The sequence below is a fragment of the Alterirhizorhabdus solaris genome (assembly GCF_007785815.1).
In the GTDB taxonomy this organism is placed as follows: Bacteria; Pseudomonadota; Alphaproteobacteria; order Sphingomonadales; family Sphingomonadaceae; genus Alterirhizorhabdus; species Alterirhizorhabdus solaris.
In genome coordinates this window covers 1-25,486 of sequence record NZ_VNIM01000058.1, presented here as the reverse complement: position 1 = coordinate 25,486, position 25,486 = coordinate 1, and the positions used below count along the sequence as shown (strand labels likewise).

The window sequence follows — 25,486 nt, the reverse complement described above, 5'->3', positions numbered from 1 at the left end:
GCCTCGCCGGCCACCGGCGGCTGGACCCGCGAGGGCTGGTCGGACGATGTGGCGGCGGTGGCATCCCCGGCAGCGACATCTCCCGCTGCGGAATCCACGGTATCGAACGGCGGCCCGCTCGTGCCGGCCGCTCCGACCGAGAAGGGCGCGCGGCCCACATCGGCCGCGGTCGGCGCGCGCGCCGCGTCTTCGGTGACTCTTCCGGTAGAGCCGGGGGTGGCGGCTACTTCGCAGCCGACGTCGTCGACGCCGGGCCGTGATACCGTTCCCTCGTCCTCGTCCATAGCGGGACGGGTGCCCGCAACCGGGGCAAACCCGCAGACACCGGCAGTGCGACCGGCCCCCCAAGTGCGCGCTCCCGCTGCGACCGGGGGCTGGACCAGCAGCGGCTGGTCCGACGATGTCTCGGGGCCGGTATCGTCCGTGCCGGCGGCGCGTCCGCTCGGGTCGGCCCCGTCACAGGCCGGCGGCGGCTGGACCCGGGAGGAATGGTCGACGGGCGCGGCAGCCAAGCCGTCCGCTGCCGCCCCGGCGGGGGCCGCGCGCGGCGTGCAGGGGGTCGTGCCGCCGCCTGCGCCACGGCGGCTCGGGGTGGATGCGGCAGGGCGGCTGCTGCCGTGGGATGGCGGCCATGGCCCGGCGTTCCGCTACGAACGGGGGCAGCGGCTGCCGGTGCTGTTCGTGGAGCAGCCGTACCGCGTGGACGACTGGATCGGCTACGGCCTGCCCGTGCCGCCGACGGGCGCGCGGTGGATCCGCTATTTCAACGACGCAGTGATGATCGACGAGAGCGCGATGGTGATCGACGCGGTGCCCGGCATCGACTGGACGACCCCGCCGGCCATCTACGGCGCCACGCCCCGCGTGATCGACACCATCACCGGGGAGGCGCGGCCGGCGCAGACCGACGGGAGTATCACGACCACCGAAATCCGCTCGACGCCGGGGGGCGGCCGGATCATGGTGACGACGACGACGACACCCGAAGTCGCCACGACGACGATGGAGGAGCACGAGGTTCCCTGAAGTTCGGGGCTGTAGTCCTGGCGTCAGCTCAGCCTGTCGAGCGCCTCGTCGCTCAACGATCCGGGGACGATCATTACGGGGCAGGGCATGTTGCCCGCCTCCGGCCCGGCGAAATAGGCGAGCAGTTCGCCCGCCTCGCCATCGGTGCCTGCGCCCAGCACCAGAGCGGCGGTCTCCGGCCGATCGGCCAATGCCTCGCGCACCGCCGCGACGGGATCGCCCTGGCGGATGGTGACGGCGGGCGACAGGCCGGTCTCCTCGATCAGCTCGCCCGCCGCCTGCGCCACCATCGCATCCACGCGCAGCCGCGCTTCCTCTTCCATCGCCGCCTGCACGCCGCCCCACTGGACGAACTCGGGCGGGGCGACGAGCGCGAGGATCTCGATCGCGCCGCCGGTCTTCGCCGCGCGGCGGGCGGCGAAGCGCAGCGCCACGCGCGCCGATGCGTCTTCGTCGATCACGACCAGATAGGTCCGCATTCGCCCGCTCCCCCTGTTTGCCGACGATTGCGGCATAAGGCGGGTCCGCGCAAGCGTTGAGCCTTGACCGGCGGGGCGGTCATGGTTGAGAGACGGCGACACAAACAGACCTTCCCCGGGGAGTGGCCCAAGCCATGCCGATCGAGCTCAAGATGCCCGCGCTTTCGCCCACGATGGAGGAAGGCACGCTGGCCAAATGGCTGGTGAAGGAAGGCGACGTCGTGAAATCCGGCGATCTGCTCGCCGAGATCGAGACCGACAAGGCGACGATGGAATTCGAGGCGGTGGACGAGGGAACGATCAGCCAGCTCGTCGTGCCCGCCGGCACCGAGGGCGTGAAGGTGGGCGCGGTGATTGCGCTGATCGCCGGCGAGGACGAGGATGCCGCCCCGGCGAAGAAGCCGGCGGAGGCAGCGCCCGACGCCAAGGCAGATGCCCCGAAGGCTGACGCACCGAAGGCTGACGCAGCAAAGGCGGATGCGAAGGATGCGGACAAGGAGGCCGGCAGCGCCGGTTCGCCTGCCGCCTCGCTGGAAACGCGCAACGCCGAGCAGAAGGACGAGGCGGCGGCCAAGGGCAGCGAATCCGCTCCTGCCGCGCCCGCACCAGCGGCACCCGCCGGTGAAGGTCGCGTCAAGGCCAGCCCGCTGGCGCGCCGCCTGGCCGAGCAGCAGGGACTGGACCTCGCCTCGGTCGCCGGGTCCGGGCCGAACGGGCGCGTTGTGAAGGCCGACCTCGCCAACGCCAAGCCGGGCGGCGCCAAGCCCGCCGAGGCGACAAGCGCGCCGGCCAAGGCGGAGGCGGCTCCCGCCGCGGCCAAGCCGGCGCCCGCCGCATCCGCTGCCAGCCCGATCCCGCACGAGGTGAGCAAGCTGTCGGGCATGCGCAAGACGATCGCGCGCCGCCTCACGGAATCCAAGCAGCAGGTGCCGCACATCTACCTGACGGTGGATATCCAGCTCGATGCGCTGCTGAAGCTGCGCGGCGAGCTGAACAGCGCGCTGGAAAGCCGGGGCGTGAAGCTGTCGGTCAACGACCTGCTGGTCAAGGCGCTGGCGCTGTCGCTGCTGGAGGTGCCGGCCTGCAACGTGCAGTTCGCCGGTGACACGCTCATCAGCTTCACCCGCGCCGACATCTCGGTGGCGGTGTCGATTCCCGGCGGGCTCATCACCCCGGTGGTGGTGGATGCCGGCACCAAGGGCATCGCCGCCATCGCGACCGAGATCAAGGATCTGGCCGGCCGTGCGCGCGCCGGCAAGCTGCAGCCGAGTGAGTATCAGGGCGGCACCGCCAGCCTGTCGAACATGGGCATGTACGGGATCAAGCAGTTCGAGGCGGTCATCAACCCGCCGCAGGGCATGATCATGGCGATCGGCGCGGGCGAGAAGCGCCCGTACATCGTCGACGGCAAGCTGGACGTGGCGACGGTGATGTCCGCCACCGGCAGCTTCGACCACCGCGCGATCGACGGCGCGGACGGCGCGCAGCTGATGGCGGCGTTCAAGCGGCTGGTGGAAAAGCCGCTGGGCATGCTGGCCTGATCCGGCCCTGACGACAATGAACCACGCGCACCGACGTGCCGCTCCGGGGAGAGCATAATGGCTGACACTTACGATCTCATCGTCCTCGGCTCCGGCCCCGGCGGCTATGTCGCGGCGATCCGCGCGGCACAGCTCGGCCTGAAGGTCGCCATCGTCGAGCGCGAGCGGCTGGGCGGAATCTGCCTCAACTGGGGCTGCATCCCCACCAAGGCGCTGCTCCGCACGTCCGAGATCTATCATTACATGCAGAACGCCTCGGCCTACGGGCTGTCGGCCAGCAACGTGGCGTTCGATCTGGAAAAGGTGGTGGAGCGCAGCCGCAAGGTGGCGGGGCAGCTCAACTCGGGCGTGACCGGCCTGATGAAGAAGAACAAGATCACCGTGATCGAGGGCGTCGGCAAGCTGACCGCCAAGGGCAAGCTGACGGTGACGACGGGCGACAAGAAGACCGATCTGGAAGCCGGCAATATCATCATCGCCACTGGCGCACGCGCGCGCGACCTGCCGTTCGCCAAGGCCGACGGCAAGCGCATCTGGACCTATCGCCACGCGATGGTGCCGCCCGAGATGCCGACGAAGCTGCTGGTGATCGGATCGGGCGCGATCGGCGTGGAGTTCGCCAGCTTCTACAACGACATGGGCGCCGAGGTGACCATCGTCGAGATGATGGACCGCATCCTGCCGGTGGAAGACGCCGAGGTCAGCGACTTCATGGCCAAGGCGCTGACCAAGCAGAAGATCAAGATCCTCGCCTCCACCGGCGTCAGCAAGATCGAGACGTCGGACACCGGCGTGAAAGCGACCATCAAGGCGAAAGACGGCACGCTGTCCGAGCAGGAGTTCAGTCACGTGATCGTTGCCGTCGGCATCGTGCCGAACGTGGAGAACATCGGGCTGGAAGATGTCGGGGTGGAGCCGGACAAGCGCTATCACATCAAGACCGATGAATATGGCCGCACCAACGTGGACGGTATCTACGCGATCGGCGACGTGACCGGCCCGCCGTGGCTGGCACACAAGGCGAGCCACGAGGGCGTGATCGCCGCCGAGAAGATCGCCGGCTATGCGGGCGTTCACCCGATGAACAAGGGCAACATCCCGGGCTGCACCTATTCGCGCCCGCAGGTGGCCTCCGTCGGCATGACCGAGGCGCAGGCGAAGGAGGCCGGGCACGAGCTGAAGGTTGGCAAGTTCCCCTTCATCGGCAACGGCAAGGCGATCGCGCTCGGCGAGGCGGAGGGCTTCGTCAAGACGGTGTTCGACGCCAAGACCGGCGAACTGCTCGGCGCGCACATGGTGGGCGCGGAAGTGACCGAGCTGATCCAGGGCTACGTCGTCGCCCGCCAGCTTGAGACGACCGAAACCGACCTGATGCAGACGGTGTTCGCGCACCCGACGCTGAGCGAGATGATGCACGAGAGCGTGCTCGGCGCCTACGGGCGGGCGATCCACTTCTAGGCCGGTCGATCGGGTCTGTCGCGCGGTCGGCGGGCCTGTCTCCCGGGGAGTTCATCGTGACGGGAAGGCCCATGGCGTCCGGCATGCGTCATGGCGAGGGCAGGGGCGGTCTCCCCGCACGTTGGCGATGGATCGCGAGCGGGCTTTTCGTCGCGGTTGTACTGATCGCGGTTGCGATCCGGGCCGGGTTGCTTGCGAGTATCGATCGCGCGATCCTGCTCTCGGCCGCGCCGTCCGAAGGGCTGTTACCGCTTGTTGAGGCGGTGACGTGGCTCGGCGACAGCCTGACGCGCACCATCATCGCGGCCTTCGTCGCAGTCGGGTTGCTGGCCGTCCGTGCGTGGCGGCGCGCGGCGGTGTTCGTCGCGATCGTCGCGGGCGGAGCGGGGGCGAACAGCGCCATGAAGGCGATCGTCCACCGCCCGCGCCCGGCGCTGCTGCCACATCTCGACGCGGTGACCTCGTTCAGCTTCCCGAGCGGTCATGCCGCCAACGGCGCGATCCTCTACCTCTCGATCGCGTTGCTGATGCCTGCCCGGCACCGTGCCGCCGCACTCGCGCTCGCCATGCTGCTGGTAGTCGCCATCGGCACCTCGCGCGTGGTGCTGGCGGTGCACTGGCCGAGCGACGTCCTGGCCGGCTGGCTGTTCGGCCTCGGCTGGATCATGCTGTGGAACCAAGGCCGTCCGGGCCGCGCCGCCGGTTGACCCGGCATGAGTCGGCGGCTATAGCGCGCCCCTGTCCAAGGGCTGGAGGCCTGTGTTCCTGTTGGTGCACGGCCGCTCGCGGACTGAGCTTGAACATTGCTGATGCGTGGGAAGGCCTGGGTGGGCCGGTTTACCGGCCGCCGGGGCTTTCGTGCATCCGTTCGTTTCCGTGTTCGGGGGCGGGCGGGCAATTCGGGCATCGGTAAAGTAACTCCAAAGGTGAAGGGCTTCATGCCAACGATCAACCAGCTGGTCCGCAAGGGCCGTGAGCCGCAGAAAGAGCGCTCGAAAGTCCCCGCGATGGAGGCGAACCCGCAGAAGCGCGGCGTCTGCACCCGGGTGTACACCACGACCCCGAAGAAGCCGAACTCGGCGCTGCGCAAGGTGGCCAAGGTCCGCCTGACCAACCAGCGCGAAGTCATCAGCTACATCCCGGGCGAGGGTCACAACCTCCAGGAGCACTCCGTGGTCCTGATCCGCGGCGGTCGTGTCCGCGATCTTCCCGGCGTGCGCTACCATGTGCTGCGCGGCGTGCTCGACACGCAGGGCGTCAAGGATCGTCGCCAGTCCCGCTCCAAGTACGGCGCCAAGCGTCCGAAGTAAGCCGGTCGGCCCCTGCCCATCGCTTGCGGCGGCGCGCAGGGTCGTTCGACCAACAGGCTGAAGTCTAGAAGGAAAATCAGATGGCACGTCGTCGTCGTCCAGAGAAGCGCATCATCCTCCCCGATCCCAAGTTCGGTGACGAGGTGCTGTCCAAGTTCATGAATTCCGTCATGCTCGACGGCAAGAAGTCCACCGCCGAGGGCATCGTCTATTCGGCGTTCGACACGGTCGAGACGCGTGCCAAGCGCGATCCGATCGGCGTGTTCCACGATGCGCTGAACAACATCAAGCCGGGCATCGAGGTCCGCAGCCGTCGCGTCGGCGGCGCCACCTATCAGGTGCCGGTCGAGGTTCGCCCCGAGCGGTCGCAGGCGCTCGCGATCCGCTGGCTCATCACGGCCGCGCGTGCGCGCAGCGAGAACACCATGTCCGGTCGCCTTTCCGGCGAGCTGCTGGATGCGGCGAACAATCGCGGCAACGCCGTGAAGAAGCGTGAGGACACGCACCGCATGGCCGAGGCGAACCGCGCCTTCTCGCACTACCGCTGGTAACGGCGGGGTCATCGGCGCCGGCTTCGGTCTGGCGTCGCTGACACCTCATCCTTATATCGCCGGGAATGGCCGCGTGGCGGCTTTCCCGGCATTGGAGTAAGATCATGGCCCGCAGCCATCCGCTCGACCGCTATCGCAACATCGGCATCATGGCGCACATCGACGCCGGCAAGACGACGACGACCGAGCGTATCCTTTACTACACCGGCAAGTCGTACAAGATCGGCGAGGTCCATGAGGGCACCGCCACGATGGACTGGATGGAGCAGGAGCAGGAGCGCGGGATCACGATCACGTCCGCCGCGACGACGTGCAAGTGGCGCGCCGAAGAGGGCAACGGCGAAGAGCACCTCATCAACATCATCGACACGCCGGGCCACGTCGATTTCACGATCGAGGTCGAGCGGTCGCTGCGCGTGCTCGACGGCGCGGTCGCGTGCTTCGACGGCGTTGCCGGCGTCGAGCCGCAGTCCGAGACGGTGTGGCGTCAGGCCGACAAGTATGGCGTGCCGCGGATGTGCTTCGTCAACAAGCTCGACCGCACCGGCGCGAACTTCGACTATTGCGTCGATTCGATCATCGAGCGCCTCGGTGCGCGTCCTGCCGTGCTGTATCTGCCGATCGGCATCGAGGGCGGCTTCAAGGGTCTGGTCGATCTGGTCGAGAACCGTGCGATCGTGTGGCTCGAGGAGAGCCTCGGCGCGAAGTTCGAATATCAGGAGATCCCCGAGGATCTCGCCGACAAGGCCGCCGAAGCCCGCGAGAAGCTGATCGAGATGGCCGTCGAGCAGGACGACGATCTCATGGAGGCCTATCTCGAAGGCAACGAGCCGAGCGTCGCCGACCTGAAGAAGCTGATCCGCAAGGGCACGCTGAACATGTCGTTCGTGCCGGTCGTCTGCGGTTCGGCCTTCAAGAACAAGGGCGTGCAGCCGCTGCTGGACGCCGTGGTCGATTACCTTCCCAGCCCGCTCGACGTCCCCGCGATCAAGGGCATCCTGCCGAACGGCGACGAGGATTCCCGCGCGTCCGACGACGCGGTGCCGTTCTCGGCGCTCGCGTTCAAGATCATGAACGATCCGTTCGTGGGTACGCTCACCTTCGCGCGTATCTATTCGGGCAAGCTCGAGACCGCGTCGCAAGTGATGAACTCGGTCAAGGACAAGAAGGAAAAGGTCGGCCGCATGCTGCTGATGCATGCGAACGAGCGCGAGGACATCCAGATCGCCTATGCCGGCGACATCGTCGCTCTTGCGGGCCTGAAGGACACCACGACTGGCGACACGCTGTGCGCCATCAGCGCCCCGATCATCCTCGAGCGGATGGAGTTCCCCGAGCCGGTGATCGAGCTTTCGGTGGAGCCGAAGACCAAGCAGGACCAGGAAAAGATGGGCGTCGCGCTCAATCGCCTTGCTCGCGAGGATCCTTCGTTCCGGGTGTCGTCCGACAGCGAGAGCGGCCAGACGATCATCAAGGGGATGGGCGAACTCCACCTCGAGATCATCGTCGATCGCATGCGCCGCGAATTCAAGGTCGAGGCCAACGTCGGTGCGCCGCAGGTGGCGTATCGCGAGTCGCTCGCCAAGAAGGTCGACGTCGACTACACCCACAAGAAGCAGTCGGGCGGCTCCGGCCAGTTTGGCCGCATCAAGTTCACGGTGGAGCCGGGCGAGCGCGGCCAGGGCGTCATCTTCAAGGATGAGGTCAAGGGCGGCAACGTACCGAAGGAGTATATTCCCTCGGTCGAGAAGGGCATTCGCGAGATCGCGGCGACGGGGTCGCTGATCGGCTTCCCGATCATCGATTTCACCGCGACGCTCTATGACGGTGCGTATCATGACGTCGACTCGTCGGCACTGGCGTTCGAGATCACCGGCCGTGCCGGCATGCGCGAGGCCGCCGTCAAGGCCGGCATCAAGCTGCTCGAACCAATCATGAAGGTCGAGGTCGTCACCCCCGAGGATTATCTCGGCGACGTGATCGGCGACATGAACAGCCGCCGTGGTCAGATCCAGGGCACCGACAGCCGGGGCAACGCCCAGGTCGTCGAGGCCATGGTGCCGCTGGCGAACATGTTCGGCTATGTGAACCAGCTGCGTTCGTTCACGCAGGGGCGCGCGCAGTACAGCATGCAGTTTTCGCATTATGACGAGGTTCCGCAGAACGTTGCGGACGAGGTCAAGGCGAAGCTGGCGTAACGCGAAAAATATGGTTATGGGCGCGACCGCATCGGGCGGTCCGTCCGGCAAAACGGTTGAAAGAAGGTAGGACACCATGGCGAAAGCTAAGTTCGAGCGGACGAAGCCGCACTGCAACATCGGCACCATCGGTCACGTCGACCATGGCAAGACCTCGCTGACCGCCGCGATCACGAAGGTGCTCGCCGAGACGGGCGGCGCGACGTTCACGAGCTACGACAACATCGACAAGGCGCCGGAAGAGCGCGAGCGCGGCATCACCATCTCGACCGCCCACGTCGAGTATGAGACGCAGGCGCGCCACTACGCGCACGTCGATTGCCCGGGCCATGCCGATTATGTGAAGAACATGATCACCGGCGCAGCACAGATGGACGGCGCGATCCTGGTGGTTTCCGCCACCGACGGTCCGATGCCGCAGACCCGCGAGCACATCCTGCTCGCCAAGCAGGTCGGCGTGCCGCAGATGGTCGTGTTCATGAACAAGGTCGATCTGGTCGACGACGCCGAGATTCTCGAGCTGGTCGAGCTGGAAATCCGCGAGCTGCTCTCGAAGTACGACTTCGACGGCGACAACATTCCGGTCATCCCGGGTTCGGCCGTGGCCGCGCTGCAGGACAAGACGCCCGAGATCGGCCATGACGCCGTGCTCAAGCTGATGGAAGCTGTTGACAGCTGGATCCCGCAGCCGGAGCGTCCGCTCGACCGCCCGTTCCTGATGCCGATCGAGGACGTGTTCTCGATCTCGGGTCGTGGCACCGTCGTCACCGGCCGTGTCGAGACCGGTCAGGTGAAGGTCGGCGAGGAAGTCGAGATCGTCGGCATCAAGGACACCCGCAAGACCGTCGTCACCGGCGTCGAGATGTTCCGCAAGCTGCTCGACTCGGGTCAGGCCGGCGACAACATCGGTGCGCTGATCCGCGGCGTGGGCCGTGAAGAGGTCGAGCGTGGCCAGGTGCTCTGCAAGCCGGGCTCGATCAAGCCGCACACCGAGTTCTCCTCGGAGGTGTACGTTCTGTCGAAGGACGAGGGTGGCCGTCACACGCCGTTCTTCGCCAACTACCGTCCGCAGTTCTACTTCCGCACGACGGACGTGACTGGCGAGGTCGTTCTCCCCGAGGGCACCGAAATGGTGATGCCGGGCGACAACGTGCAGCTCGGCGTCAAGCTGATCGCCCCGATCGCCATGGAAGAGGGCCTGCGGTTCTCTATCCGTGAGGGTGGCCGCACTGTCGGCGCCGGGGTTGTGGCCTCGATCACGAAGTAATATAGACGACCGGGCCGGCCGGCTCTCCCTCGCGGGAGAGTCGGCCGGCCTATTTATGTGAGGGTGCCGTCATCGGCGGCATCCATGATGGACGGGGCAGTGCCGGATGGCGCGCCCCATGGCTCTTTCGCAGCGGTGGTGGACATGGACTCGAATATTCGCATTCGTCTGAAGGCTTTTGATCACCGCGTGCTGGATCAGGCCACCGGCGAGATCGCCGACACCGCCCGCCGCACCGGCGCGCTGATCCGTGGCCCGATCCCGTTGCCGACGCACATCGACAAGTTCACGGTCAACCGTGGCCCGCACATTGACAAGAAGTCGCGCGAGCAGTTCGAAGTGCGCACCTACAAGCGCCTGCTCGACATCGTTCAGCCGACCCCGCAGACCGTCGACGCGCTGATGAAGCTCGACCTCGCGGCAGGTGTTGATGTCGAGATCAAACTCGCCTAAGAGACTGCCTCCACGCGGTGCCGAGTCGGTGCCGCGTCGCTTTTCAGCCCAAGGGCCTTCGGGTCGGGATGATGGAAGAGCAGGGATACCGGCCAGTTCGCTGGCGACCGAGTCCCCGTCTTCTGCCTGAGATGGTAGAAAGTTAGCCCTGACGGGGGCGACCGGAAATCGGGCTGGGTCTTCGCATTCGCGAGGGCCTTTTTTGTTGGTCACGCTCCCTCGATCCGGGGAGCCTCTGCAAGGAAGGAACGGATCATGCGTACTGGCGTGATCGCCAAGAAAATGGGGATGACCCGCCTGTTCAAGGACGACGGCCGCCACGTGCCGGTTACCGTCCTGAGCCTCGAAGGCGTGCAGGTCGTATCCCAGCGGAACGAGGAGCGGGACGGGTACGTCGCGCTTCAGCTCGGTGCGGGCACCGCGAAGGCGAAGAATCTCAACAAGCCGCAGCGCGGTCACTTCGGCAAGGCCGAGGTGGCGCCCAAGGCCCGTCTCGTCGAGTTCCGAGTGGACGCCGACGCCCTGCTCGATGTCGGCGCGGAAATCGCGGCCGATCATTTTGCCGTGGGGCAGCTCGTCGATATCGCCGGGCAGACGCAGGGCAAGGGTTTCCAGGGCGGCATGAAGCGCTGGGGCTTCGGTGGTCTGCGCGCGACGCATGGCGTCTCCGTGTCGCACCGTTCGCTCGGTTCGACGGGTCAGCGCCAGGATCCGGGCAAGGTCTTCAAGAACAAGAAGATGGCCGGCCACATGGGCGACAAGCAGCGCACCCAGCAGAACCTCGAGATCGTCCAGACGGACGTCGAGCGTGGTCTGCTGTACGTGAAGGGCTCCGTGCCCGGATCGAAGGGTGGCTGGCTGATCGTCAAGGACGCCGTCAAGGAACCGCGCCACGCCGATGCGCCCTATCCGGGCCAGGTGAAGGCTGCGGCCACCAGCAACAACGCTCCGGCGACCGAGGCTCCGGCCGACGCCACCGTCGATGCGACCGACGGTCAGGAGGGCTGAAGATGAAGGTTCAGGTTCAGAACCTCGACGCCAGCGGGGCGGGCGACATCGAGCTGGCGGATGCCGTGTTCGGTCTGGAGCCGCGCGCCGACATTCTCCACCGGGTCGTCACCTGGCAGCTCGAAAAGCGTCGCGGCACGGCCCGCGGCGCGCGTGAGCGGTCGGACGTGGCGCGGACGGGAAAGAAGTTCGGTCGCCAGAAGGGCGGCGGTACGGCGCGTCACGGCGATCGTCGCGCTCCGGTATTCATCGGCGGCGGCAAGGCGCACGGTCCTCGCGTTCGTGACTTCAATCCGTCGCTGAACAAGAAGATCCGGGCACTCGGCCTGCGCATGGCGCTTTCGGCCAAGGCAAAGGACGGCAGCCTGATCGTTCTTGACGCGCTCGACGTGGCCGAAGGCAAGACCAAGACGCTCGTCACGCAGCTCGCCCAGCTCGGCTTCGGCAAGAAGGCACTGGTGATCGACGGCGATGCGCTCAACGTCAGCTTCGCGCTGGCCTCGGGCAACATCGGTGGCGTCAACCTGCTGCCGGCGATGGGCGCCAACGTCTACGACATCCTGAAGCATGACACGCTGGTGCTGACCCGCGCCGCTGTCGAAAAGCTGGAGGCGCGCCTCAATGGCTAAGAAGGACCAGAAGGCCGTCGACATCCGTCATTACGACGTGGTGCTCGCGCCGCACATCACCGAGAAGTCGACCCTGCTCTCCGAGCATAATGCGGTCGTCTTCCAGGTGGCCGGCGATGCCTCCAAGCCCGAGATCAAGGCCGCCGTCGAGGCGCTCTTCTCGGTGGACGTCACGAACGTAAACACGATCGTGCAGAAGGGCAAGACCAAGCGCTGGAAGGGCAAGCCCTACACGCGCTCGGACATGAAGAAGGCGATCGTGACGCTGGCCGCCGGCCAGACCATCGACGTCACCACCGGGATCTGAGGGCGGCATGGCACTCAAGCATTACAACCCGACGAGCCCGGCGCGCCGTGGCCTCGTCCTCGTCGACAAGTCGTCGCTCTGGAAGGGCAAGCCTGTCAAGGCGCTCACCGAGGGCAAGCGCAAGTCCGGCGGCCGTAACAACCAGGGCCACGCCACCGCGCGTGGCATCGCGGGCGGCCACAAGCAGAAGTATCGCTACGTCGACTTCAAGCGTCGCAAGTGGGACGCGCCGGCGACGGTCGAGCGGCTCGAATATGATCCCAACCGTTCGGCGTTCATCGCGCTGGTGAACTACGAGGACGGCGAGCAGGCTTACATCCTCGCGCCGCAGCGGCTTGCGCCGGGCGACGTGGTGATCGCGGCCAAGAAGACCGATACCAAGCCGGGCAACGCGATGGAGATCGGCCAGGCACCGGTCGGCACGATCGTCCACAATGTCGAGATGAAGCCCGCCAAGGGTGGTCAGATCGCACGGGCGGCAGGCACTTACGTGCAGATCGTCGGTCGCGACAAGGGCATGGTGATGGTCCGCCTGAACTCGGGCGAGCAGCGCTACATCCGGTCAGATTGCATGTGCACGGTCGGTGCGGTGTCCAACCCGGACAATGCCAACCAGAACCTCGCCAAGGCCGGTCGTAATCGTTGGCTCGGCAAGCGCCCGCTCACGCGCGGCGTCGCCAAGAACCCGGTCGACCATCCGCACGGCGGTGGTGAGGGCCGGACCTCGGGCGGCCGTCATCCGGTCACCCCGTGGGGCAAGCCGACGAAGGGTGCGCGCACCCGTTCGAACAAGTCGACCGACAAGATGATCATCCGGTCGCGTCACGCGAAGAAGAAGAGGTAATCATGGCCCGTTCCGTCTGGAAAGGTCCGTTCGTCGATCTCCACCTTCTTCGGAAGGCCGAGGGCGCACAGGACAGCGGCGCACGTGGCGCCATCAAGACCTGGTCGCGTCGTTCGACCATTCTTCCGCAGTTCGTGGGGCTGACCTTCAGCGTCTACAACGGCCGCAAGTTCGTGCCGGTGTCGGTGAACGAAGACATGGTCGGCCACAAGCTGGGTGAGTTCGCGCCGACGCGCTACTTCCCCGGCCACGCCGCCGACAAGAAGGGCAAGCGCTGATGAGCAAGCCGGCATCCCCCCGCAAAGTGGGCGACAAGGAAGCCCTTGCCGTTGCCACCGCCGTGCGCGGTTCGGCGCAGAAGCTGAACCTCGTCGCCGCGCTGATCCGTAACCGCAAGGCTTCGGACGCGCTCAACATCCTGTCCTTCTCGAGCAAGGCGATGGCTGTCGATGTGCGCAAGTGCCTCGCCTCCGCGATCGCAAACGCTGAGAACAACCACAACCTCGACGTCGACGCACTTATCGTGCAAGAGGCCTCGGTCGGTCGTGGCCTGGTGATGAAACGTTTTGCCAGCCGCGCCCGCGGTCGCTCGTCGCGGATCGAAAAGCCGTTCTCGCGTCTGCGCGTCGTCGTGCGTGAAGTCGCGGAGGCTGGGGAGTAACATGGGTCAGAAATCTAACCCCATCGGCATGCGGTTGCAGATCAACCGCACGTGGGACAGCCGCTGGTATGCCGACGGTGCCGACTACGGTCGTTTGCTGCTTGAGGATCTGAAGATCCGCAAGTTCATCATGAAGTCGCTGCCGCAGGCCGCGATCTCGAAAGTGGTGATCGAACGTCCTGCCAAGCTCGCCCGCATCTCGATCTTCGCGGCCCGTCCCGGTGTCATCATCGGCAAGAAGGGTGCGGACATCGAGAAGCTGCGTCGCACGCTCGGCAAGATGACCTCGTCGGACGTGTCGCTGAACATCGTCGAGATCCGTAAGCCCGAGATCGACAGCCGCCTGGTCGCCCAGTCGGTCGCCGACCAGCTGGAGCGTCGCGTGGCGTTCCGTCGGGCGATGAAGCGTGCCGTGCAGTCGGCGTTGCGCCTGGGTGCCGAGGGCATTCGGATCACCTGCGCAGGCCGTCTCGGCGGCGCCGAAATCGCGCGGACCGAATGGTATCGCGAAGGTCGCGTTCCGCTGCATACCCTGCGCGCGAATGTCGATTATGCCGAAGCCGAGGCGCACACCGCCTATGGCGTGTGCGGCGTCAAGGTCTGGATCTTCAAGGGTGAGATCCTCGGCCACGACCCGCTCGCGCAGGACCGGCTCATGATGGAAGCTCAGACGTCGGGAGTTCGACCGGCTCGCTGAGGTCTTTCGACCCCAACGAAGCCTGATCGACCGATGATCGGTGTCAGAAGGCGATAGAATATGCTGCAACCAAAGCGCACCAAGTTTCGCAAGGCCTTCAAGGGCCGCATCCACGGCGATGCCAAGGGTGGCACGGCGCTCAACTTCGGGTCGTTTGGCCTGAAGGCGATGGAGCCGGACCGCATCACCGCGCGCCAGATCGAGGCGGCCCGCCGCGCGATCACGCGTCACATCAAGCGCCAAGGTCGCTTGTGGATCCGCATCTTCCCGGATCTTCCGGTGTCGTCGAAGCCTGCCGAAGTCCGCATGGGCTCGGGCAAGGGTTCGCCGGAGTTCTGGGCTGCCCGCGTGAAGCCGGGTCGGATCCTGTTCGAGCTGGACGGCGTGCCCGGTCCGCTCGCCCGCGTCGCTTTCGAGCGCGCGATGGAGAAGCTCCCGATCAAGACCAAGGTCGTCGCCCGTCTGGGCGAGTCCGTTCACGAGGCCGTCTGACCATGGCGAAGATTTCCGATCTCAAGTCCGGTACGGACGATCAGCTGTCGTCACAGCTCGGCGAGCTGAAGCGCGAGCAGTTCAACCTCCGCTTCCAGGCGGCGACGAACCAGCTCGAGAAGCCCAGCCGTGTTCGTGAGGTTCGCCGCACGATCGCGCAGATCAAGACCCTGCAGACCGAGCGTTCGCGCTCGGTCGCCAAGTAAGGAGCGCCAGCCATGCCGAAGCGCGTGCTGACCGGAACGGTGGTCTCCGACAAGACCGACAAGACGGTGGTGGTTTCCGTCGAGCGGAAGGTGAAGCACCCTCTGTACGGCAAGATCATCCGTCGTTCGAAGAAGTATCATGCCCATGACGAGGGCAACGTGTTCAAGGAAGGCGAGACCGTGCGCATCGAAGAGTGCGCGCCGATCTCCAAGTTGAAGACGTGGCGCGTCCTGGCGAAGGCCGATGCGGAGGCCGCTCCGGCCTCGGCCGAAGCCTACACGGCCTGAAGGAGGACTGACTCATGATCCAGATGCAGTCCAATCTTGAAGTCGCCGACAACTCGGGCGCCAAGCGCGTCCAGTGCATCAAGGTGCTCGGTGGCTCAAAGCGGCGCTTCGCGACCGTGGGCGACGTGATCGTCGTCTCGATCAAGGAGGCCGCACCGCGTGGCAAGGTGAAGAAGGGTGACGTGCATCGCGCCGTCATCGTCCGTACCGCCAAGGACATTCATCGCGCTGACGGTTCGACGATCCGTTTCGACGGCAATGCCGCAGTGCTCATCAACAAGAACAGCGGCGAGCCGATCGGCACGCGCATCTTCGGCCCGGTCGTTCGCGAGCTTCGCGGCAAGGGTCACATGAAGATCATCTCGCTCGCGCCTGAGGTGCTGTGACATGGCTTCGTTGAAGATCAAGAAGGGCGACAAGGTCGTCATCCTGTCTGGCAAGGACAAGGGCAAGACCGGTGAAGTCACCAAGTCCATGCCCAAGGACGCCAAGGTGATCGTCGCCGGCATCAACGTCGGCACGCGTCATCGCAAGCCGAGCCAGGGCAACCCGCAGGGTGGCCTGGATCGGTTCGAGGCCCCGCTGCATGTCTCGAAGGTCGCGATCGCGACCGCCGATGGCAAGCCGACGCGCGTTCGCTTCGAAGTGCGCGACGGCAAGAAGGTCCGCGTGGCCGTGAAGACCGGGGAGACCGTCAGTGGCTGATACCTACACGCCGCGGATGAAGCAGCTGTACGACGACAGCATCGCCAAGGCGATGACCGAGAAGTTCGGCTACAAGAACGCGATGGAAGTGCCGAAGCTCACCAAGATCGTCCTGAACATGGGCGTGGGTGATGCGACGCAGGACAAGAAGCGCGTCGAGCAGGCTGCGGCCGAGATGACGCAGATCGCCGGCCAGAAGGCCGTCGTGACCAAGGCGAAGAAGTCGATCGCGCAGTTCAAGCTGCGCGAGGGCATGCCGATCGGTGCGAAGGTGACCCTTCGCCGCGAGCGGATGTACGAATTCCTCGACCGGTTCGTGACGATCGCACTGCCCCGCGTCCGCGATTTCCGGGGCCTGAACCCGAAGTCGTTCGACGGCCGTGGCAACTACGCGACCGGCCTCAAGGAGCAGCTGATCTTCCCTGAGATCAGCTACGACAAGGTCGACAACGTGCGTGGCATGGACGTGATCGTGGCGACGACGGCCAAGACCGACGACGAGGCGCGCGAGCTGCTCCGTCTGTTCGGCTTCCCGTTCCCGCAGGAAACCACCGAGGAGAAGAAGGCGGCCTGAGCCAACGGCTCCGCTGCATTCTTCTCTCCGACAAGGAAGAGAACTTAAGTCATGGCGAAACTGAGTTCGATCAACAAGAACGAGAAGCGCAAGAAGCTGGTCAAGCAATATGCTGGCAAGTATGCGCGTCTCAAGGCGATCGCGAACGACGACAGCAAGGAAGAGGGCGAGCGGATCATCGCACGCCTGCGACTGGCCGAGATCCCACGCAACGCGAACCCCACCCGGGTGCGCAACCGTTGCGAGCTGACCGGTCGTCCGCGCGCATATTATCGCAAGTTCCGGCTCTGCCGTATCCAGCTGCGCGATCTGGCCAACAAGGGCCTGATCCCCGGCGTGACGAAGTCGAGCTGGTAAGGATTATCAGATGGCATTGACCGATCCCCTGGGTGATCTGCTCACCCGCATCCGCAACGGCCAGCGGGCACGTAAGGACAGCGTCGTGACGCCGGCGTCCAAGCTGCGCGTGCGTGTTCTCGACGTGCTTCAGCGCGAAGGCTATATCCGCGGCTATTCCGAGGAAGAGCTTGCCGGCCACGCCGGTCTGCGCATCGAGCTGAAGTATTTCGAGGGCCAGCCCGCGATCCAGCATGTCGCCCGTGTCTCCAAGCCGGGCCGCCGTGTCTATTCGGGGTCCAAGGAGCTGCCGCGCGTGCGCAACGGCCTTGGCATCACCATCGTCTCGACGCCGAAGGGTGTTCTGTCCGACGCGGAAGCGCGCGACCAGAACGTCGGCGGCGAGGTGCTCGCGGAGGTATTCTGATATGAGCCGCATCGGTAAGAAACCCGTCCCCGTTCCCGCAGGCGTCACCGCCTCGATCGAGGGCAAGACGCTGTCGGTGAAGGGCGCCAAGGGCACGCTGACGCTGAACCTGGCGGACGAAGTGACGTATGCGATCGAAGACGGCGGCATCTCGGTGCAGCCGGCCAACGATACGAAGCGTGCCCGTTCGTTCTGGGGCATGCAGCGGACGCTCGTGCAGAACCTCGTCACCGGCGTGACCGAGGGCTTCACCAAGAAGCTGCTCATCACCGGCGTCGGCTATCGCGCAAGCGTGCAGGGGCAGAAGCTCAAGCTGCAGCTCGGCTACAGCCATGATGTCGATATCGCCGTGCCGGAGGGCCTGACGGTTGCGACCCCGGACCAGACCACGGTCAACATCACGGGCATCGACAAGCAGGCCGTCGGCCAGCTTGCCGCCGAGATCCGCCGCTGGCGCAAGCCCGAGCCGTACAAGGGCAAGGGCATCAAGTACGCGGGCGAGTTCATCTTCCGCAAGGAAGGGAAGAAGAAGTAATGGCCAAGGGTCTCTCCCTCTTCCAGAAGCGCCGCCAGCGCGTCCGCACGGCGCTGCGTGCCAAGGGCAATCTGCGTCCGCGCCTTTCGGTGCATCGCTCCGGCCGGCACATCTATGCGCAGGTGATCGACGACGAGCAGGGCCACACGGTGGCTTCCGCCTCGACGCTGGACAAGGACGTGCGTGGCACGACCGGCGCGACGTCGGAGTCGGCGGCATCCGTGGGCAAGCGCCTTGCCGAGCGTGCCTCGGCGGCGGGCGTCACGCGGGTCGTGTTCGATCGCGGCGGCTTCCTGTTTCATGGCCGCGTCAAGGCGCTGGCCGATGCCGCCCGCGAAGGCGGATTGGAGTTCTAAATGGCTGACACCAACGATATCCAGGGCCAGCCCGGCGCCCCCGCCGACGGCACCCCCGGTGCCGGCAACACTCCCGACGCGCCGACCAACGATCGTGGGCCGGGCGGCCCCGGTGGTCCCGGCGGCGGTCGTGGTGGCCCCCGCGGTGGTCGCGGTGGCGGCGGCCCCGGCCGCGGCGGTCCCGGCGGCAATCGCGACAATCGTGGCGGCAACCGTGGTCGTCGTGACGACCGTCGCGGTGGCAACCAGGATGACGGCGGCGAGGAGCTGATCGAGAAGCTGGTCCACATCAACCGCGTCTCCAAGACGGTGAAGGGCGGCAAGCGCTTCGGCTTCGCGGCGCTGGTCGTCGTGGGCGACGGCAAGGGCCGGGCCGGCTTCGGCCACGGCAAGGCGCGCGAAGTGCCGGAGGCGATCACCAAGGCGACCGCCGCCGCCAAGAAGGCGATGGTTCGCGTGCCGCTGCGCGAGGGTCGCACGCTGCACCATGACGGTCGCGGTCACTTCGGGGCCGGTCTGGTCTATTTGCGGGCGGCGCCTGCGGGGACCGGGATCATCGCCGGTGGCCCGATGCGCGCCATCTTCGAGAGCCTGGGCGTTCACGACGTGGTGACCAAGTCGGTCGGCACGAACAACCCCTACAACATGATCCGCGCGACCTTTGAGGCGCTGACCGACCAGACGTCGCCGAAGTCGGTGGCGCAGCGTCGCGGCAAGAAGATCGCCGACCTGCTGGGTCGTGGCGGCGCCACGGCCGAGGTCGCCGAGGCCGAAGCCGCAGCGGTGGTGGAGTAACATCATGGCAACGCTGAAGATCACCCAGACCGGATCGCCGATCCGTCGTATCGAGAAGCAGCGCGCGACCCTCGTCGGTCTCGGGCTGAACAAGATGCACAAGACGGTGGAGCGTGAGGACACGCCCGAGACGCGCGGCATGATCCGCGTCGTCGCCCACATGGTGAAGGTCGAAGAGGCCTGAGCCGAACTCGTCATGCCATCCAGCGGGGTGGCGCGGCGGACGAAGGGGCGCTATAGGGCGCCCCTTCTCATTTCCAGCGCGAACATAGCGAAAGCGAGTGCATCCCATGAAGCTCAATGAAATCCGCGACAATGATGGCGCCCGCAAGGGCGGGGTGCGCGTCGGACGCGGCATCGGCCCCGGCCTGGGCAAGACCGCCGGTCGCGGCCAGAAGGGCCAGACGAGCCGCTCGGGCGTCTCGATCAACGGCTTCGAGGGCGGTCAGATGCCGCTCCACATGCGGATCCCGAAGCGCGGCTTCAACAACATCTTCGCCAAGGATCATGCCGAGGTGAACCTCGGCCAGATCCAGAAGCTGGTCGATGCCGGCACCCTCGCCAGCGACGGTACGATCGATCATGCCGCGCTGAAGGCGGCAGGTGTCGCGCGTGGCGGCAAGGACGGCGTGCGCGTGCTCGCCAAGGGTGCGCTCACCTCGAAGCTGTCGTTCCGCGTCGCGGGCGTTTCCGGGGCGGCCAAGGCGGCGATCGAGGCGGCCGGTGGTTCGGTGGACGTGATCGAGGTGGTCGCGGCCAAGGACAAGCATGCCGCAAAGCATCGCGTCGCCCAGAAGGAGCGCGCTGCCGACAAGGACGCCAAGAAGGCGGCGGCGAAAGCCTGAGCTGCCTGTCGTTCGGCTTAGACAAAGCCGGGCGTGACATTATATGGGGCGGCGGGGGGCGTAGAGGCACTCCGCCGCCGCATTTGCATCCGGGCCTGATCGGGCCGGACCGTTTTCAGGGTACAGCATCATGGCATCCGCAGCCGAACAACTGGCCGCCAACGTAAGCCTCGGGCAGTTCGCCAAGGCCACCGAACTGAAGAAGCGGCTCTGGTTCACGCTGGGGGCGCTGGTGATCTTCCGGCTGCTCAGCTTCGTGCCGCTGCCGGGGATCGATCCGGTCGCGCTCAATTCGCTGTTCGAGACGACGCGCGGCGGCGTGCTCGATTTCTTCAACACCTTCTCCGGCGGTTCGCTGGAACGGATGAGCCTGATCGCGCTCGGCGTGATGCCGTACATCACCGCCTCGATCGTCGTGCAGCTCGCCACCTCGCTGTCGCCCACGCTGGCGGCGGTGAAGAAGGAGGGCGAGAGCGGGCGCAAAAAGCTGAACCAGTACACCCGTTACGGCACGGTACTGCTCACCGCGATCCAGGGCTATTTCATCGCCGTGGGGCTGGAAAGCTGGGGCGCCGGGCAGGGGATGACCGCCGTGGTCGACCCCGGCCTGCTGTTCCGCGTCACCTGCGTGATCTCGCTGATCGGCGGCACCATGTTCCTGATGTGGCTGGGCGAGCAGATCACCAGCCGCGGCATCGGCAACGGCGTCTCGCTCATCATCATGGCAGGCATCGTCAGCCAGCTGCCGCATGCGCTGGCGCAGGTGTTCGAGGGTGGCCGCACCGGCTCGCTCTCGCCGATCCTCATCATCGGCACGCTGGTGCTGGTCATGGGGCTGATCCTGTTCATCGTGTTCATGGAGCGCGCTCAGCGCCGGGTGCTGATCCAGTATCCCAAGCGGCAGACCCAGCGCGGCATGATGCAGGCGGACAAGAGCCATTTGCCGCTCAAGATCAACACCGCCAACGTGATCCCGCCGATCTTCGCCTCGTCGCTGCTGCTGATGCCGCTGACGATCACGCAGTTCGCCGGGCAGCGCGTGGCGGGCGAGAGCCGCTGGGGTGATTTCATCATCTCGATGAACCAGTGGCTCCAGCACGGCACGCCGCTCTACATGGCGCTGTATGCGGCCGGGATCATCTTCTTCTGCTTCTTCTACACCGCGGTTGTGTTCAATCCGGAAGAGACGGCGGACAACCTCAAGCGTTACGGCGGCTTCATCCCCGGCATTCGTCCGGGCAAGAACACTGCGGACTATCTGGATTACGTGCTGACGCGCATCACCGTGATCGGGGCGGCGTATCTGACGTTCATCTGCCTGGTGCCGGAATATCTGGTCGCTCAGGCGGGCATCCCCTTCTATCTCGGCGGGACTAGCCTTCTGATCGTGGTCAACGTAACGATCGATACCGTGACCCAGATCCAGAGCCATCTGCTGGCGCACCAATATGGCGACCTTATTAAGAAGGCGAAGCTCAAGGGCGGCATGCGCCGCTAGGCCAACAGACGGGCAGGGGAATATAAGGGCATGAATATCATCCTGCTGGGTCCGCCGGGGGCGGGCAAGGGAACCCAGGCGAGCCGGCTTGAACAGCAGCGCGGCATGGTGCAGCTTTCCACCGGTGACATGTTGCGTGCCGCCGTGAAGGCGGGGTCGCCGGTCGGGTTGAAGGCCAAGGCGGTGATGGAGGCGGGCGAACTCGTCTCCGATGCGATCGTTTCGGGCATCATCGGCGAGCGGCTCGACCAACTCGACGGCGGCGGAGGCGCGATCTTCGACGGCTATCCCCGCACCGCCCCGCAGGCAGACGCGCTCGACCTGCTGCTGTCCGAACGGGGCAAGACGCTTGACCATGTGATCGAGCTGTCGGTGGACGAGGACGCGCTGGTCGATCGCATTACCGGCCGCTTCACCTGCGCCAAGTGCGGCGAGGGCTATCACGACCGCTACAAACAGCCGGCGACGGCGGGCGTGTGCGACGTGTGCGCAGCGACCGAGTTCAAGCGTCGGCCGGACGACAATGAGGAAACCGTGCGGACGCGCATGGCCGAGTATCGCGCCAAGACCGCGCCGATCCTGCCGCTGTACGAGGCGCGTGGGCTGGTGAGCCAGGTGGACGGCATGGCGGATATCGACGAGGTCAGCCGCCAGATCGCCGCCGTGCTCGATCGGGCGACCCAACCGGCCTGATCGTCGCCCGCTAGACCCGCTACGCGCGGGAAGGCGACCGTGTTCCTTGCGACCGTTGCCGGGCAGGCAGCGGTCGTTTTTCGTCGCCAGGGTGGTGTTTGCTTCGTGGCGGTCAATGCTTCCCGATAAGGGAAAAGCGTTCGGCTTCAGACTCTGCCCGCATTAGACGTGCGGGAGCAGGCTGGCAGGTGGACATACTGCCGCATTCGCCGCGTTCGCCTGGCCGGCTCCGATAAGACGAACGACGATCGCCGAAGTGATCTTTGCGCGGCCATCAACTGTGCTACCAATCCCTTCTGATCCGCCTCGACTCAACGAAGGGGGACTTCGGGTTCGCCCACATCATGGATTGGGGGCACAGGATGGCTGTTACCGACCACGTCGATCTGCCGACTTTCATCGAGGGCGTGAAGAAGCGTAACCCGGGTCAGCCCGAGTTCGTCCAGGCGGTGCAGGAAGTCGCCGAGGACATCTACGACTTCATCGAGGACAAGGAGCATTACCACTCCGAGCAGATCCTCCGCCGCATTGCCGAGCCGGACCGGATCATCTCGTTCCGCGTCTGCTGGGAGGACGACAACGGCAACGTGCGCGTCCAGCGCGGCTATCGCGTGCAGAACAACAACGCGATCGGGCCGTACAAGGGTGGCATCCGCTTCCACCCGTCCGTCACCGAAAGCGTGCTGAAGTTCCTCGCCTTCGAGCAGACGTTCAAGAACGCGCTCACCGGCCTGCCGATGGGCGGCGGCAAGGGCGGCGCCAACTTCAATCCCAAGGGCAAGAGCGACCGCGAGGTGATGCGCTTCTGCCAGAGCTTCATGACCGAGCTGTACCGCCATGTCGGCGCGGACGTGGACGTGCCTGCGGGCGATATCGGCGTGGGCGGGCGCGAGATCGGCTACATGTTCGGCCAGTACAAGCGCATCACCAACCAGTTCACCGGCGTGCTGACCGGCAAGGGGCTTGAATATGGCGGCTCGCTGATCCGGCCCGAAGCGACCGGCTATGGCGCGGTATATTTCCTGCTCAACATGCTGAAGACCCGGGGCGAGGACCTCGTCGGCAAGACGGCGGTGATCTCGGGATCGGGCAACGTCGCCACGCATGCGGCGGAGAAGATCGTCCAGTCGGGCGGCAAGGTGCTCACGTTGTCCGACAGCCAGGGCTTCATCCACGATCCCGACGGTATCACGCAGGAGAAGATCGACTGGGTGAAGGCGCACAAGACGAAGCGGCGCGGCCGCATCCAGGATTACGTCTCCGAATATAAGGGTGCCACCTTCACCGCCGGCAAGACGCCGTGGGGCGTGCCATGCGACGTGGCGCTGCCCTGCGCCACGCAGAACGAGCTGCTCGGCGACGATGCGCGGCTGCTCGTCAAGAACGGCTGCAAGGCGGTGAGCGAAGGTGCGAATATGCCGACCGACCTGGAAGGCGTGCATGTGTTCAAGGATGCCCGCATCCTCTACGCGCCGGGCAAGGCGGCCAATGCCGGCGGCGTCGCCGTCTCGGGGCTGGAGATGAGCCAGAACTCCGAGCGCCGCAGCTGGAAGGAGGCCGAGCTGCAACAGCTGCTGCTCGACATCATGGAAGGCATCCACACCAGCTGCCTCACCTACGGCGGCGTGGCCGGCGAACCGGGCTATACCGACTATGTGCGCGGCGCGAACATTGCCGGGTTCAAGAAGGTCGCCGACGCGATGCTGGCGTACGGCGTCGTCTGATCGATCGCGTCGCCCCCGCCGTGGCGGGCGGGGGCGGGGCGATCATTCCCACTCGATCGTGCCGGGCGGCTTCGAGGTATAGTCGTAGGTCACCCGGTTGATCCCGGCGACCTCGTTGACGATCCGCGTCGCCACGCGCGACAGGAAGCCGGCGTCGAATGGATAGACGTCGGCGGTCATGCCGTCGGTCGACGTGACGGCACGCAGCGCGCAGACCGAATCGTAGGTGCGCGCATCGCCCATCACGCCCACCGTCTTTACCGGCAGCAGCACCGCGAAGGCCTGCCAGATCGCATCGTACAGGCCCGCCGCGCGGATCTCGTCGAGGTAGATCTTGTCGGCTTTCCGCAGGATGTCGCACCGCTCCTTGGTTACCTCGCCCGGAATTCGGATCGCCAAGCCGGGGCCGGGGAAGGGGTGGCGGCCGACGAAGATGTCGGGCAGCCCCAGCTCGCGGCCAAGCTCGCGCACCTCGTCCTTGAACAGCTCGCGCAGAGGCTCGACCAGCTTCATGTTCATCCGCTCGGGCAAGCCCCCCACATTGTGGTGGCTCTTGATCGTGACGGACGGCCCGCCGGTGAACGACACGCTCTCGATCACGTCCGGGTAGAGCGTGCCCTGTGCGAGGAAGCCGGCGCCGCCGATCTTCTTCGCTTCCGCCTCGAACACGTCGATGAAGGTCTTGCCGATGAACTTGCGCTTGGCCTCCGGATCGGTCAGCCCGGCAAGGCCGTTGAGGAACAGCGTCTCGACGTTCACGTGCACCAGCGGGATGCCGTAATGCTCGCGAAACAGGCCGACCACCTGGTCCGCCTCGCCGAGCCGCATCAACCCGTGGTCGACGAACACGCAGGTGAGCTGGTCGCCGATCGCCTCGTGGATCAGCACCGCCGCCACCGCCGAGTCGACGCCGCCGGACAAGCCGCAGATCACCTTGCCGTCACCCACCTGCGCGCGGATCTCGGCGATCTTGGCGGCGCGGAACTCGGCCATGGTCCAGTCACCGGCCAGCCCGCACACGTGGCGGGCGAAGTTGGCGATCAGCTTGCCGCCATCGGGGGTGTGCACCACCTCCGGATGGAACTGCACGCCATAGAAGCGGCGTTCCTCGTCGGCGCTCACCGCATAGGGCGCGCCTTCGGATCTGGCGACGGTGGCGAAGCCGGGCGGCAGCGCGTCCACCGTGTCGCCGTGGCTCATCCACACCTGATGGCGCTCGCCCTCGGCCCATAACCCGTCGAACAGGGCGGAACGGGCGGTGACCTCCAGATAGGCGCGGCCGAACTCGCCGGTGCCGTGTGCCGTCACCGATCCGCCGAGCTGCTGGCACATCGTCTGCTGGCCGTAGCAGATGCCGAGCACGGGCAGCCCCGCCTCGAAGAACCGCTGCGGCACGCGGGGCGACTCGTCGCGCGTCACGCTGTCCGGCCCGCCGGACAGGATGATGCCCTTCGGCTTCAGCCGGTCGAACGCGGCATCGGCGGCGTTGAACGGTGCGATCTCGGAATAGACCCCCGCCTCGCGCACGCGGCGCGCGATGAGCTGCGTCACCTGGCTGCCGAAATCGACGATCAGGATGCAGT

At 66.0% G+C, this 25,486-nt stretch carries 35 protein-coding genes; 32 read left to right on the top strand and 3 right to left on the bottom strand.

Going from position 1 to position 25,486, the window contains the following annotated elements:
* A partial coding sequence (locus FOY91_RS22025; RefSeq protein WP_203234574.1) for a hypothetical protein occupies positions 1–284 on the bottom strand: 284 nt, incomplete at its 3' end.
* A 64-nt stretch (positions 285–348) separates the two neighbouring features.
* Between FOY91_RS22025 and FOY91_RS13830 the strand changes: the two genes are divergently transcribed.
* The gene (locus tag FOY91_RS13830) at positions 349–1,026 is read left to right on the top strand and encodes an RcnB family protein (RefSeq protein WP_162527234.1); all 678 of its coding nucleotides are present in this window, start codon (positions 349–351) and stop codon (positions 1,024–1,026) included.
* Positions 1,027–1,049: 23 nt separating this feature from the next.
* On the opposite strand, the gene FOY91_RS13825 is transcribed toward FOY91_RS13830, so the two are convergent.
* Positions 1,050–1,505, bottom strand: a complete 456-nt coding sequence (locus FOY91_RS13825) for a universal stress protein (RefSeq protein WP_145153034.1) — start codon at positions 1,503–1,505, stop codon at positions 1,050–1,052.
* A 134-nt stretch (positions 1,506–1,639) separates the two neighbouring features.
* Between FOY91_RS13825 and FOY91_RS13820 the strand changes: the two genes are divergently transcribed.
* The 31 genes from FOY91_RS13820 to gdhA all read left to right on the top strand — a co-directional run bounded on the left by FOY91_RS13820 (position 1,640) and on the right by gdhA (position 23,903).
* Positions 1,640–3,046 carry a pyruvate dehydrogenase complex dihydrolipoamide acetyltransferase gene (locus FOY91_RS13820; RefSeq protein WP_145153031.1) on the top strand — a complete coding sequence of 469 codons (1,407 nt, stop codon included), beginning with the start codon at positions 1,640–1,642 and terminating at the stop codon, positions 3,044–3,046.
* Between the two features lie 57 nt (positions 3,047–3,103).
* Entirely contained in the window at positions 3,104–4,504 is a 1,401-nt protein-coding gene (gene lpdA, locus FOY91_RS13815) for a dihydrolipoyl dehydrogenase (protein WP_145153028.1), read from the top strand.
* A 188-nt stretch (positions 4,505–4,692) separates the two neighbouring features.
* Complete coding sequence (locus FOY91_RS13810; RefSeq protein ID WP_238995697.1) at positions 4,693–5,211, top strand: phosphatase PAP2 family protein; 519 nt, start codon at positions 4,693–4,695, stop codon at positions 5,209–5,211.
* 231 nt (positions 5,212–5,442) lie between these two features.
* Entirely contained in the window at positions 5,443–5,814 is a 372-nt protein-coding gene (gene rpsL, locus FOY91_RS13805) for a 30S ribosomal protein S12 (protein WP_145153048.1), read from the top strand.
* Positions 5,815–5,894: 80 nt separating this feature from the next.
* Positions 5,895–6,365 carry a 30S ribosomal protein S7 gene (rpsG, locus tag FOY91_RS13800; RefSeq protein WP_145153025.1) on the top strand — a complete coding sequence of 157 codons (471 nt, stop codon included), beginning with the start codon at positions 5,895–5,897 and terminating at the stop codon, positions 6,363–6,365.
* A gap of 104 nt (positions 6,366–6,469) precedes the next feature.
* The gene (gene fusA / locus FOY91_RS13795) at positions 6,470–8,563 is read left to right on the top strand and encodes an elongation factor G (protein WP_145153022.1); all 2,094 of its coding nucleotides are present in this window, start codon (positions 6,470–6,472) and stop codon (positions 8,561–8,563) included.
* Positions 8,564–8,639: 76 nt separating this feature from the next.
* Positions 8,640–9,830, top strand: a complete 1,191-nt coding sequence (gene tuf, locus FOY91_RS13790; RefSeq protein ID WP_145153021.1) for an elongation factor Tu — start codon at positions 8,640–8,642, stop codon at positions 9,828–9,830.
* 144 nt (positions 9,831–9,974) lie between these two features.
* Positions 9,975–10,283, top strand: a complete 309-nt coding sequence (rpsJ, locus tag FOY91_RS13785; protein ID WP_145153045.1) for a 30S ribosomal protein S10 — start codon at positions 9,975–9,977, stop codon at positions 10,281–10,283.
* A 255-nt stretch (positions 10,284–10,538) separates the two neighbouring features.
* Positions 10,539–11,291 carry a 50S ribosomal protein L3 gene (gene rplC, locus FOY91_RS13780; protein WP_145153017.1) on the top strand — a complete coding sequence of 251 codons (753 nt, stop codon included), beginning with the start codon at positions 10,539–10,541 and terminating at the stop codon, positions 11,289–11,291.
* Between the two features lie 2 nt (positions 11,292–11,293).
* Positions 11,294–11,920, top strand: coding sequence for a 50S ribosomal protein L4 (gene rplD, locus FOY91_RS13775; protein WP_145153014.1), 627 nt, complete (start codon positions 11,294–11,296; stop codon positions 11,918–11,920).
* Entirely contained in the window at positions 11,913–12,227 is a 315-nt protein-coding gene (locus tag FOY91_RS13770) for a 50S ribosomal protein L23 (protein WP_145153011.1), read from the top strand. Before rplD ends, FOY91_RS13770 begins: the two co-directional genes overlap by 8 nt.
* 7 nt (positions 12,228–12,234) lie before the next feature.
* Entirely contained in the window at positions 12,235–13,071 is an 837-nt protein-coding gene (rplB, locus tag FOY91_RS13765) for a 50S ribosomal protein L2 (protein WP_145153008.1), read from the top strand.
* Between the two features lie 2 nt (positions 13,072–13,073).
* Positions 13,074–13,349, top strand: coding sequence for a 30S ribosomal protein S19 (gene rpsS / locus FOY91_RS13760; RefSeq protein WP_145153005.1), 276 nt, complete (start codon positions 13,074–13,076; stop codon positions 13,347–13,349).
* Complete coding sequence (rplV, locus tag FOY91_RS13755; protein ID WP_145153002.1) at positions 13,349–13,732, top strand: 50S ribosomal protein L22; 384 nt, start codon at positions 13,349–13,351, stop codon at positions 13,730–13,732. The genes rpsS and rplV overlap by 1 nt, the downstream gene beginning before the upstream one ends.
* A gap of 1 nt (position 13,733) precedes the next feature.
* Entirely contained in the window at positions 13,734–14,429 is a 696-nt protein-coding gene (gene rpsC, locus FOY91_RS13750) for a 30S ribosomal protein S3 (RefSeq protein ID WP_145153041.1), read from the top strand.
* A 60-nt stretch (positions 14,430–14,489) separates the two neighbouring features.
* Entirely contained in the window at positions 14,490–14,921 is a 432-nt protein-coding gene (rplP, locus tag FOY91_RS13745) for a 50S ribosomal protein L16 (RefSeq protein ID WP_145152999.1), read from the top strand.
* Positions 14,922–14,923: 2 nt separating this feature from the next.
* On the top strand, positions 14,924–15,127 hold the full coding sequence (rpmC, locus tag FOY91_RS13740; protein ID WP_145152996.1) for a 50S ribosomal protein L29: 204 nt from the start codon (positions 14,924–14,926) through the stop codon (positions 15,125–15,127).
* Positions 15,128–15,139: 12 nt separating this feature from the next.
* Complete coding sequence (gene rpsQ, locus FOY91_RS13735) at positions 15,140–15,415, top strand: 30S ribosomal protein S17 (protein ID WP_145152993.1); 276 nt, start codon at positions 15,140–15,142, stop codon at positions 15,413–15,415.
* A gap of 14 nt (positions 15,416–15,429) precedes the next feature.
* Positions 15,430–15,801: a 50S ribosomal protein L14 gene (gene rplN, locus FOY91_RS13730; RefSeq protein ID WP_145152990.1), complete on the top strand. Its 372-nt coding sequence runs from the start codon at positions 15,430–15,432 to the stop codon at positions 15,799–15,801.
* Position 15,802: 1 nt separating this feature from the next.
* Positions 15,803–16,120 carry a 50S ribosomal protein L24 gene (gene rplX, locus FOY91_RS13725; protein ID WP_145152987.1) on the top strand — a complete coding sequence of 106 codons (318 nt, stop codon included), beginning with the start codon at positions 15,803–15,805 and terminating at the stop codon, positions 16,118–16,120.
* The gene (rplE, locus tag FOY91_RS13720) at positions 16,113–16,694 is read left to right on the top strand and encodes a 50S ribosomal protein L5 (protein ID WP_145152984.1); all 582 of its coding nucleotides are present in this window, start codon (positions 16,113–16,115) and stop codon (positions 16,692–16,694) included. The genes rplX and rplE overlap by 8 nt, the downstream gene beginning before the upstream one ends.
* A gap of 51 nt (positions 16,695–16,745) precedes the next feature.
* Positions 16,746–17,051: a 30S ribosomal protein S14 gene (rpsN, locus tag FOY91_RS13715; protein WP_145152981.1), complete on the top strand. Its 306-nt coding sequence runs from the start codon at positions 16,746–16,748 to the stop codon at positions 17,049–17,051.
* A 10-nt stretch (positions 17,052–17,061) separates the two neighbouring features.
* Complete coding sequence (gene rpsH, locus FOY91_RS13710) at positions 17,062–17,457, top strand: 30S ribosomal protein S8 (protein WP_145152978.1); 396 nt, start codon at positions 17,062–17,064, stop codon at positions 17,455–17,457.
* 1 nt (position 17,458) lies between these two features.
* Positions 17,459–17,992: a 50S ribosomal protein L6 gene (gene rplF / locus FOY91_RS13705; RefSeq protein WP_145152977.1), complete on the top strand. Its 534-nt coding sequence runs from the start codon at positions 17,459–17,461 to the stop codon at positions 17,990–17,992.
* The gene (gene rplR / locus FOY91_RS13700; RefSeq protein ID WP_145152974.1) at positions 17,992–18,348 is read left to right on the top strand and encodes a 50S ribosomal protein L18; all 357 of its coding nucleotides are present in this window, start codon (positions 17,992–17,994) and stop codon (positions 18,346–18,348) included. Before rplF ends, rplR begins: the two co-directional genes overlap by 1 nt.
* Positions 18,349–19,143, top strand: a complete 795-nt coding sequence (gene rpsE, locus FOY91_RS13695) for a 30S ribosomal protein S5 (RefSeq protein ID WP_145152971.1) — start codon at positions 18,349–18,351, stop codon at positions 19,141–19,143.
* A gap of 4 nt (positions 19,144–19,147) precedes the next feature.
* Complete coding sequence (gene rpmD, locus FOY91_RS13690; RefSeq protein WP_145152968.1) at positions 19,148–19,327, top strand: 50S ribosomal protein L30; 180 nt, start codon at positions 19,148–19,150, stop codon at positions 19,325–19,327.
* A 106-nt stretch (positions 19,328–19,433) separates the two neighbouring features.
* Positions 19,434–19,988 carry a 50S ribosomal protein L15 gene (gene rplO / locus FOY91_RS13685; protein ID WP_145152965.1) on the top strand — a complete coding sequence of 185 codons (555 nt, stop codon included), beginning with the start codon at positions 19,434–19,436 and terminating at the stop codon, positions 19,986–19,988.
* 130 nt (positions 19,989–20,118) lie between these two features.
* Positions 20,119–21,486: a preprotein translocase subunit SecY gene (secY, locus tag FOY91_RS13680; protein ID WP_145152962.1), complete on the top strand. Its 1,368-nt coding sequence runs from the start codon at positions 20,119–20,121 to the stop codon at positions 21,484–21,486.
* 30 nt (positions 21,487–21,516) lie between these two features.
* Entirely contained in the window at positions 21,517–22,179 is a 663-nt protein-coding gene (locus tag FOY91_RS13675) for an adenylate kinase (protein WP_145152959.1), read from the top strand.
* A 362-nt stretch (positions 22,180–22,541) separates the two neighbouring features.
* A complete protein-coding gene (gdhA, locus tag FOY91_RS13670; RefSeq protein ID WP_145152956.1) occupies positions 22,542–23,903 on the top strand; it encodes an NADP-specific glutamate dehydrogenase in 1,362 nt (453 codons plus the stop codon).
* A 42-nt stretch (positions 23,904–23,945) separates the two neighbouring features.
* Here the strand turns inward: gdhA and guaA are convergent, their stop codons facing one another.
* Complete coding sequence (guaA, locus tag FOY91_RS13665) at positions 23,946–25,481, bottom strand: glutamine-hydrolyzing GMP synthase (protein ID WP_238995698.1); 1,536 nt, start codon at positions 25,479–25,481, stop codon at positions 23,946–23,948.
* Positions 25,482–25,486 lie beyond the last annotated feature (5 nt).